This window comes from Actinoplanes sp. NPDC051633 (assembly GCF_040681735.1).
GTDB lineage: Bacteria > Actinomycetota > Actinomycetes > Mycobacteriales > Micromonosporaceae > Actinoplanes.
In genome coordinates, this window is record NZ_JBFAZH010000784.1 from 1 (window position 1) to 3716 (window position 3716).

4 protein-coding genes are annotated in these 3716 nt (G+C 73.6%); 1 reads left to right on the top strand and 3 read right to left on the bottom strand.

Annotated elements, in window-relative coordinates:
- Positions 1 to 70: 70 nt before the first annotated feature.
- The 3 genes from AB0M20_RS31930 to AB0M20_RS31940 are packed head-to-tail and all read right to left on the bottom strand — an operon-like array spanning position 71 to position 2527.
- The gene (locus AB0M20_RS31930; protein ID WP_364304047.1) at positions 71 to 463 is read right to left on the bottom strand and encodes a VOC family protein; all 393 of its coding nucleotides are present in this window, start codon (positions 461 to 463) and stop codon (positions 71 to 73) included.
- The gene (locus tag AB0M20_RS31935; RefSeq protein WP_364304048.1) at positions 453 to 1547 is read right to left on the bottom strand and encodes a DUF3866 family protein; all 1095 of its coding nucleotides are present in this window, start codon (positions 1545 to 1547) and stop codon (positions 453 to 455) included. The genes AB0M20_RS31930 and AB0M20_RS31935 overlap by 11 nt, the downstream gene beginning before the upstream one ends.
- 11 nt (positions 1548 to 1558) lie before the next feature.
- Entirely contained in the window at positions 1559 to 2527 is a 969-nt protein-coding gene (locus tag AB0M20_RS31940) for a cation diffusion facilitator family transporter (RefSeq protein ID WP_364304050.1), read from the bottom strand.
- A 121-nt stretch (positions 2528 to 2648) separates the two neighbouring features.
- Here AB0M20_RS31940 and AB0M20_RS31945 point away from each other — a divergent pair, with 121 nt between their 5' ends.
- Positions 2649 to 3659: a WYL domain-containing protein gene (locus tag AB0M20_RS31945; protein WP_364304049.1), complete on the top strand. Its 1011-nt coding sequence runs from the start codon at positions 2649 to 2651 to the stop codon at positions 3657 to 3659.
- Positions 3660 to 3716: the final 57 nt, after the last annotated feature.

Here is a 3716-nt window from a genome sequence, read left to right on the forward strand (position 1 = left end):
CGCACCTGGGGCGGGAGGACACGCGGCAGTTGCGCCGGACGCTGGCGGCGCTGCGGGAGATCACCGACCGCTAGGGCCGGGGGCCGAGGAGGTCCCATCGGTTGCCGGAGATGTCGAGGAAGACCGCGACCCGGCCGTAGGGCTCGTCTCTAGGCTCGGTCATGAAGGTCACGCCGGCTGTGGTCATCCGTCCGTGGGCCTCGTCGAAGTCGTCCACCCGCAGGAGGAAGCCCACCCGGTCGGCCGCCTGCGCGCCGATCGCGTGCCGCTGGTGCTCGTCCGGCCGGGCCAGCAGCAGGCCCGTGCGGGCGCCCGGCGGCCGCACCTCGACCCAGCGCTTGGGGCGGCCGTCGTTGGTCAGCGACGGCGAGTCCTGCACGAGGTCGAAGCCGAGCGCCCCGGTGAAGAAGGCGATCGCCTCGTCGTAGTCGTCGACCAGCAGCGCGACCAGGTCAAGATGCACCGCTGGCCACCAGGGTCGCGGCGTGGTGGCCGGCGGCGGCCGCGGCCAGGAAGTACGAGCGGTCCTGCGCGAGTGACCGGCCCATCGTGGACAGGGTGACCGGCAGGTCCAGCAGCGCGTCGTACAGGCCCTCCACCGGCACCTCGACCATCCGGTGGCGAGCGGCCAGCGGCGCCAGCGCCGACGAGACCTCGCGCGCCAGGGCCGGCGGCAGGCCCAGCGGGACCACCAGGTCGGCCGGTAGCAGGGCCACCTTCCCGTACGCGGTCAGGGAGTGGTGGGAGACGCCCCGGTGGCGGGGACGCCCGTCGCCGTCCGAGATGCGCAGCGAGCCGATCGGCCGGCCGCCCAGCGTGCCGATCGCGTTGATCGCCTCGCCCACCGAGACGCCGCTGAAGCCCCAGGTCGTACCCGTGCCCAGGTTTCCCGGGCCCTGGGTCACGATCGTCACGTCGGCCGACAGGACGTGCCGCGCGGCCAGCAACGCCGTGTGGACGGTGCTCGCCTCGAGGTCGCCGCCGAAGGACTGGCCCGCCGTGATCGTGCCGGCCAGCGAGGACGCCAGGCCGGAGAGGGTGCGGGAGAACCAGGCGGGCAGCGCGCCACCGTCGGTCATCACGTAGGCGACCCGGGCGGCCGGCCGGGTCATCGTGACGCCGGCCAGGATCGCCGGCAGGGCCGAGTGCAGATCGGCGGTGACCACCGGCATGCCGTCCAGCGAGCCGGCCTCGACCAGGGCGGAGCGGTGCGGCGAGGCCTCCTCGTCGACGCCGAGCAGGATCGGCTGCAGGGGGGTGTACCGGGCCTTGACAAGATGCCCGGAGTCGCGGGACGTGCCGGCCGACGCGGGATCGGGCGGCAGCCTGTCCGGGATCGCGACGACCAGCGCGTACCCGCCGGTGCCCAGACCCATCGTCAGGGCGCCCACGTTCAGCAGCACCCGGTCGCCCGCGACCGGCGTGCCCACCAGCGGGGGGTAGGCCAGCGCACGCATGGGGGAGCCGTCGACGAAGACGTCGAGCTCGACGGCACCGCGCCAGCTGCCACGCAGGGACACAACCGTTCCGGATCGCCAGCGAACCATGACCGGCGACCCTATATGTCGACGCCCCCGTCGCGGTGGTTGCGCCCGGCCGTGCCGCGCGTCGGATCCAGGAACACGTACCGGATGCCGGGGTAACGCTTGCGCAGGCGCAGCTCGGCGTCGTCGGACGCGGCCTCGATCTCCGCACCGGTCACCGTGTCGTCGAAGTCGACCTTCGCGGCGACCAGGATGTCGCCCGGGCCGAGCTGCATGGTCAGCAGCGTCGGCACCGCGCTGACCACCGGGATCGACGCCAGGTCGTCGGCGATCTGGTTGTGCATCCGGCGCGGCACCGCCCGGCCGACCAGCAGCGACACGTTGGCGCGGGCCAGCGTGCCGGCCACCAGGAGCAGCAGCACGCCGATCGCGATCGACGCCACGCCGTCCCACAGCTCGGTGCCGGTGAGCTGGGTCAGGCCGAGCCCGAGCGCGGCGAGGATCAGCCCGATCAGCGCGGCCGAGTCCTCGAGGTAGACGGCCTTGACCGTGGTGTCGGGGGTGAGGCGCAGGAACCGCGACGGCGTGATGCCCCAGCGCCGCGACTCGCCGTGCACCTGCCGCCGCGCCTTGAGGAAGCTGGTGCCCTCGGCGACGAACGAGACCGCGAGCACGACGTACGACAGCGTGAACTCCCCGCTGTGCTCCCCGCCCATGATCGTCGTAACGCCGTGGTAGATCGAGAAGCCGGCGCCGCCGACGAAGGTGAACAGGGCGGCGATGAAGGCCCAGACGAAGCTTTCCTTGCCGTACCCGAACGGGTGTTGCTCGTCGGCGGGCTTGCCGCCGCGGCGCAGCGCGACGTACAGGAAGACCTCGGTGACCGTGTCGGCCAGCGAGTGGGCCGCCTCGGACAGCATCGCCGCGGAGCCGGAGAGCAGGCCGGTGACCAGCTTCGCGGCGGCGATGACGAGGTTGGCCAGCCCGGCGACGATGACCGTGCCGACGCTCTCGCTGCCGCCCTCGCCCGGCTCGGCGGGCACGGGCAGCGGTTCGGCGCCGGCCAGGCCGACTCGGATGGGTTCAGATGGTGGCACCCGATCTCCGTTCCCCGCCGCGTCGCCGGATAACCGCGGGGCCCGGAGGCTGCTAGCGTTTGCTCTCGTGTCGCGGACCCGCACCGAGCGCCTGGTGAACCTGGTGATCTGCCTGCTGTCGACGCGACGGTTCCTGACCGCCGCGCAGATCGCCGCGACCGTGCCGGGTTATGAGCACGACCCCGAGGACCCGAAGGATCACGAGGCGTTCCAGCGCAAGTTCGAGCGGGACAAGGCCGAGCTGCGCGAGCTCGGCGTGCCGCTGGAGATGGGCCGGCCCAGCGCGTTCGACGAGGAGGTGGGCTACCGCATCGCCCACCGGGAGTACGCGCTGCCCGACATCCTGCTGGAGCCCGACGAGGCGGCCGCGGTGGGCATCGCCGCCCGCCTGTGGCAGCACGCCGGGCTGGCGGCGGCCGCGTCGTCCGGGCTGGCCAAGCTCCGCGCGGCCGGTGTCGAGGTGGATCCGCAGGCGACGCTGGGCGTCGAGCCGGTGGTGACGGTCGACCCGGCGTTCGGCCCGCTGACCACGGCGGCCCGGGAGCGGCGGGCGGTCTCGTTCGCGTACCGGGCGCCGGAGAACGATGCCGCCGCCACACGCCGCCTTGAGCCGTGGGGCGTGGTGTGCTGGCAGGGGCGGTGGTACGTGGTGGGCCACGACCGGGACCGCCGCGCCGCGCGCTGTTTCCGGCTCTCCCGCATCGTCGGCAACGTGCGCCTCACCGGGCGCTCCGGGGCGTTCACGCCGCCGGAGAACGAGGACCTGATCAAGCACGTCTCGCGCTGGAGTGGTCCCGTCGCGCACAACGGCCGAGCCACGGTGACGGTGCGTCCCGGCCAGGCGGCGGGCCTGCGGCGCTGGGCGACCGAGGTGACCGCCGGTGTCGACGGCGACGTGCTGACGATCCCGTACTCCGATCCCGAGCGGCTGGCGTCGACGCTGGTGGGCTATGGCGCGGACGTTCGCGCGGACGGCCCGCCGGAGCTGCGCGAGGCGGTCATCCAGCAGCTCAAGGAGATCGTCGCCCGGCATGACCACGTGGCGCGAGCCACCAGCAGTCTCGGCGTGGCGACGTGATGCCACAGCAGCGCGGCTCGACCCCCGCGCGGGCGCCCGCGGATCGACTGGGCCGCC